Annotated in this window: 3 rRNA genes; all 3 read left to right on the top strand. The window is 58.2% G+C overall.

Annotated features, from left to right (window positions below):
• Nucleotides 1-163: 163 nt before the first annotated feature.
• A 16S ribosomal RNA gene (locus FXF52_RS40245) occupies nt 164-1679 on the top strand.
• 371 nt (nt 1680-2050) lie between these two features.
• Nucleotides 2051-5161: ribosomal RNA gene (locus FXF52_RS40250) — 23S ribosomal RNA — on the top strand.
• A gap of 78 nt (nt 5162-5239) precedes the next feature.
• Nucleotides 5240-5356: ribosomal RNA gene (rrf, locus tag FXF52_RS40255) — 5S ribosomal RNA — on the top strand.
• Together the 16S, 23S and 5S rRNA genes form the textbook arrangement of a ribosomal RNA operon.
• The last annotated feature ends 13 nt before the right edge of the window (nt 5357-5369 follow it).

Consider the following 5369-nt stretch of genomic DNA (forward strand, 5'->3'; position numbering starts at 1 on the left):
GGGTTTCTGGTTGGTGTGTGGTTGTTCTTTGAGAACTCAACAGGGTGCTTGATAAGCCAGTGCCAAATTGTTTATACCCCGGACTGGTCAGGCCTTTTGGTTTGGCTGGTTGGGATTCCTTTGGCAACACTTTTGTTGCTGGGGTTGATTGTTCAACAAGTTTTTGTTGGAGAGTTTGATCCTGGCTCAGGACGAACGCTGGCGGCGTGCTTAACACATGCAAGTCGAGCGGAAAGGCCCTTCGGGGTACTCGAGCGGCGAACGGGTGAGTAACACGTGAGCAACCTGCCCTAGGCTTTGGGATAACCCCGGGAAACCGGGGCTAATACCGAATAGGACCTGCTACCGCATGGTGGTGGGTGGAAAGTTTTTCGGCCTGGGATGGGCTCGCGGCCTATCAGCTTGTTGGTGGGGTGATGGCCTACCAAGGCGACGACGGGTAGCCGGCCTGAGAGGGCGACCGGCCACACTGGGACTGAGACACGGCCCAGACTCCTACGGGAGGCAGCAGTGGGGAATATTGCACAATGGGCGGAAGCCTGATGCAGCGACGCCGCGTGAGGGATGACGGCCTTCGGGTTGTAAACCTCTTTCAGCAGGGACGAAGCGTAAGTGACGGTACCTGCAGAAGAAGCGCCGGCCAACTACGTGCCAGCAGCCGCGGTAAGACGTAGGGCGCGAGCGTTGTCCGGATTTATTGGGCGTAAAGAGCTCGTAGGCGGCTTGTCGCGTCGACTGTGAAAACCCGCAGCTCAACTGCGGGCCTGCAGTCGATACGGGCAGGCTAGAGTTCGGTAGGGGAGACTGGAATTCCTGGTGTAGCGGTGAAATGCGCAGATATCAGGAGGAACACCGGTGGCGAAGGCGGGTCTCTGGGCCGATACTGACGCTGAGGAGCGAAAGCGTGGGGAGCGAACAGGATTAGATACCCTGGTAGTCCACGCTGTAAACGTTGGGCGCTAGGTGTGGGGGGCCTCTCCGGTTCCCTGTGCCGCAGCTAACGCATTAAGCGCCCCGCCTGGGGAGTACGGCCGCAAGGCTAAAACTCAAAGGAATTGACGGGGGCCCGCACAAGCGGCGGAGCATGCGGATTAATTCGATGCAACGCGAAGAACCTTACCTGGGTTTGACATCGCCGGAAATCCTCCAGAGATGGGGGGTCCTTCGGGGCCGGTGACAGGTGGTGCATGGCTGTCGTCAGCTCGTGTCGTGAGATGTTGGGTTAAGTCCCGCAACGAGCGCAACCCTCGTTCGATGTTGCCAGCGCGTTATGGCGGGGACTCATCGAAGACTGCCGGGGTCAACTCGGAGGAAGGTGGGGATGACGTCAAGTCATCATGCCCCTTATGTCCAGGGCTTCACGCATGCTACAATGGCCGGTACAATGGGCTGCGATACCGTGAGGTGGAGCGAATCCCAAAAAGCCGGTCTCAGTTCGGATCGGGGTCTGCAACTCGACCCCGTGAAGTCGGAGTCGCTAGTAATCGCAGATCAGCAACGCTGCGGTGAATACGTTCCCGGGCCTTGTACACACCGCCCGTCACGTCACGAAAGTCGGCAACACCCGAAGCCGGTGGCCCAACCCGTCAGGGAGGGAGCCGTCGAAGGTGGGGCTGGCGATTGGGACGAAGTCGTAACAAGGTAGCCGTACCGGAAGGTGCGGCTGGATCACCTCCTTTCTAAGGAGCACCATCCGTCGAAAGACGGCATGGAGCCCGCGACCTGCGAATGTCGGGTCGGGGTGCTCATTGGCGGAGACACTGGCGAGTCTTTCCCTGGCAACGGCCGGGTTCCTTCTAGTACGGCCACCCTCGGGTGGTGTGGAACGAAGTCCTGGTGCGGCTGGGGGGGATGCAAAGCACCCTGTTGGGTCCTGAAAGAACAACCGTGGGTTGTCTTTCAGAGCCGTGAGGCGAGCGTGAGTTCGCCGAGGCGCCAGGCATGGCCTGGCCCCGCAAACCGGGATCCGTTGGGGGTCATAGGTGTGGGGCTTGTGGGTTGTGGGTTGGTCGTTTGTTGAGAATTGCACAGTGGACGCGAGCATCTTTGTGGTCAAGTTGTCAAGGGCGAACGGTGGATGCCTTGGCACCAGGAGCCGATGAAGGACGTGGGAGGCCGCGATAGGCCTGGGGGAGCTGTCAACCGAGCTGTGATCCCAGGGTGTCCGAATGGGGGAACCCGGCTGGAGTCATGTCCAGTCACCCGCACCTGAACACATAGGGTGTGTGGGGGGAACGCGGGGAAGTGAAACATCTCAGTACCCGTAGGAAGAGAAAACAAAGAGTGATTCCGTGAGTAGTGGCGAGCGAAAGCGGATTGAGGCTAAACCGGCTGCGTGTGATACCTGTCAGGGGTTGCGTGGTCGGGGTTGTGGGACCCTGCTCAACAGACTGACATCTGTTGGAGGAGTTACAAAGCCAGTTGCTAGCCGAACAGTCTGGAAAGGCTGACCGTAGGCGGTGATAGTCCGGTAGGTGAAAGTGGCTGGTCTCCTGTGGGTGTTCCCGAGTAGCGGCGGACTCCTGAAATCTGCCGTGAATCTGCCAGGACCACCTGGTAAGCCTAAATACTTCCTGGTGACCGATAGCGGACGAGTACCGTGAGGGAATGGTGAAAAGTACCCCGGGAGGGGAGTGAAATAGTACCTGAAACCGTTCGCCTACAATCCGTCGGAGCCTTGCGGGGTGACGGCGTGCCTTTTGAAGAATGAGCCTGCGAGTTAGTGGCATGTGGCGAGGTTAACCCGTGTGGGGGAGCCGTAGCGAAAGCGAGTCTGAATAGGGCGTTTGAGTCGCATGCTCTAGACCCGAAGCGGAGTGATCTAGCCATGGGCAGGCTGAAGCGCGGGTAAGACCGCGTGGAGGGCCGAACCCACCAACGTTGAAAAGTTGGGGGATGACCTGTGGTTAGGGGTGAAAGGCCAATCAAACTCCGTGATAGCTGGTTCTCCCCGAAATGCATTTAGGTGCAGCGTCGTGTGTTTCTTGCCGGAGGTAGAGCACTGGATGGTCTAGGGGGCCCACAAGCTTACCGAAATCAGCCAAACTCCGAATGCCGGTAAGTGAGAGCGCGGCAGTGAGACTGCGGGGGATAAGCTTCGTAGTCGAGAGGGAAACAGCCCAGATCACCAGCTAAGGCCCCTAAGCGTGTGCTAAGTGGAAAAGGATGTGGGGTCGCATAGACAACCAGGAGGTTGGCTTAGAAGCAGCCACCCTTTAAAGAGTGCGTAATAGCTCACTGGTCAAGTGGTTCCGCGCCGACAATGTAGCGGGGCTCAAGCACACCGCCGAAGCTGTGGCACTCACACAATAACCTTGCCAGGTCTTGATATCTGGTGCAGGTGTGTGGGTGGGTAGGGGAGCGTCGTGCCGGGGGTGAAGCAACGGGGTGACCTAGTTGTGGACGCGGCACGAGTGAGAATGCAGGCATGAGTAGCGAAAGAAGGGTGAGAAACCCTTCCGCCGGATGACCAAGGGTTCCAGGGCCAGGCTAATCCGCCCTGGGTGAGTCGGGACCTAAGGCGAGGCCGAGAGGCGTAGTCGATGGACAACGGGTTGATATTCCCGTACCCGCGAAGGAGCGACCCTGACGAACCTCGTTGTGCTAACCACCCGAACCGCCGGCGACCTTCGGGTCAATGGTGGGGAGCGTGGGAACCTGGCGGGTAGTAGTCAAGCGATGGGGTGACGCAGGAAGGTAGCTGATCCCGGCCGGTGGTTGTGCCGGGGTAAGCGTGTAGGCCGTGCTGTAGGCAAATCCGCAGCACACTAAGGCTGAGACGTGATGCCGAGCCGATTCAGGTGAAGTCAGTGATCCTATGCTGCCGAGAAAAGCCTCTAGCGAGTTCCGAGCGGCCCGTACCCCAAACCGACACAGGTGGTCAGGTAGAGAATACCGAGGCGATCGGGCGAACTGTGGTTAAGGAACTCGGCAAATTGCCCCCGTAACTTAGGGAGAAGGGGGGCCGGAGACGTGAAGCCCCGCGCGGGTGGAGCGTTGTATGGCCGCAGAGAGCAGGGGGAAGCGACTGTTTACTAAAAACACAGGTCCATGCGAAGAAGTAATTCGATGTATATGGACTGACGCCTGCCCGGTGCTGGAACGTTAAGGGGACCTGTTAGCTCTTCGGGGCGAAGCGGAGAACTTAAGCGCCAGTAAACGGCGGTGGTAACTATAACCATCCTAAGGTAGCGAAATTCCTTGTCGGGTAAGTTCCGACCTGCACGAATGGCGTAACGACTTCCCCACTGTCTCAACCACAGGCCCGGCGAAATTGCATTACGAGTAAAGATGCTCGTTACGCGCGGCAGGACGGAAAGACCCCGGGACCTTTACTATAGCTTGACATTGGTATCTGAGTTAGCTTGTGTAGGATAGGTGGGAGCCGGTGAAACTCCAACGCCAGTTGGGGTGGAGGCAATCTTGAAATACCACTCTGGTTGATTCGGGTATCTAACTTCGGACCGTTATCCGGTTCAGGGACAGTGTCTGGTGGGTAGTTTAACTGGGGCGGTTGCCTCCTAAAGGGTAACGGAGGCGCCCAAAGGTTCCCTCAGCCTGGTTGGCAATCAGGTGTTGAGTGCAAGTGCACAAGGGAGCTTGACTGTGAGACTGACAGGTCGAGCAGGGACGAAAGTCGGGACTAGTGATCCGGCACTGGCATGTGGAAGCGGTGTCGCTCAACGGATAAAAGGTACCCCGGGGATAACAGGCTGATCTTCCCCAAGAGTCCATATCGACGGGATGGTTTGGCACCTCGATGTCGGCTCGTCGCATCCTGGGGCTGTAGCAGGTCCCAAGGGTTGGGCTGTTCGCCCATTAAAGCGGTACGCGAGCTGGGTTTAGAACGTCGTGAGACAGTTCGGTCCCTATCCGCCGTGCGCGTAGGATACTTGAGAAGGGCTGTCCCTAGTACGAGAGGACCGGGACGGACGAACCTCTGGTGTGCCAGTTGTCCCGCCAGGGGCACGGCTGGTTAGCTACGTTCGGAAGGGATAACCGCTGAAAGCATCTAAGCGGGAAGCTCGCTTCAAGATGAGGTATCCCACCCACTTTCGAGTGGGGTAAGGCCCCCAGCTAGACGACTGGGTTGATAGGCCGGAAATGTAAGCCCGGTAACGGGTTCAGTTGACCGGTACTAATAGGCCGAGGACTTGACTACTAAGCTGCTACGCGTCCACTGTGCAACTCCCGACAAACGAACACCGTGAATCTCGGTTGTTTGACATGTCGATAGAGTTACGGCGGTCATGGCGGAGGGGAAACGCCCGGCAACATTCCGAACCCGGAAGCTAAGCCCTCCAGCGCCGATGGTACTGCACTCGGGAGGGTGTGGGAGAGTAGGACACCGCCGGACAATCTTTCCAGTC

Origin of the sequence: Micromonospora sp. MP36 (assembly GCF_008119785.1) — a bacterium.
GTDB lineage: Bacteria > Actinomycetota > Actinomycetes > Mycobacteriales > Micromonosporaceae > Micromonospora.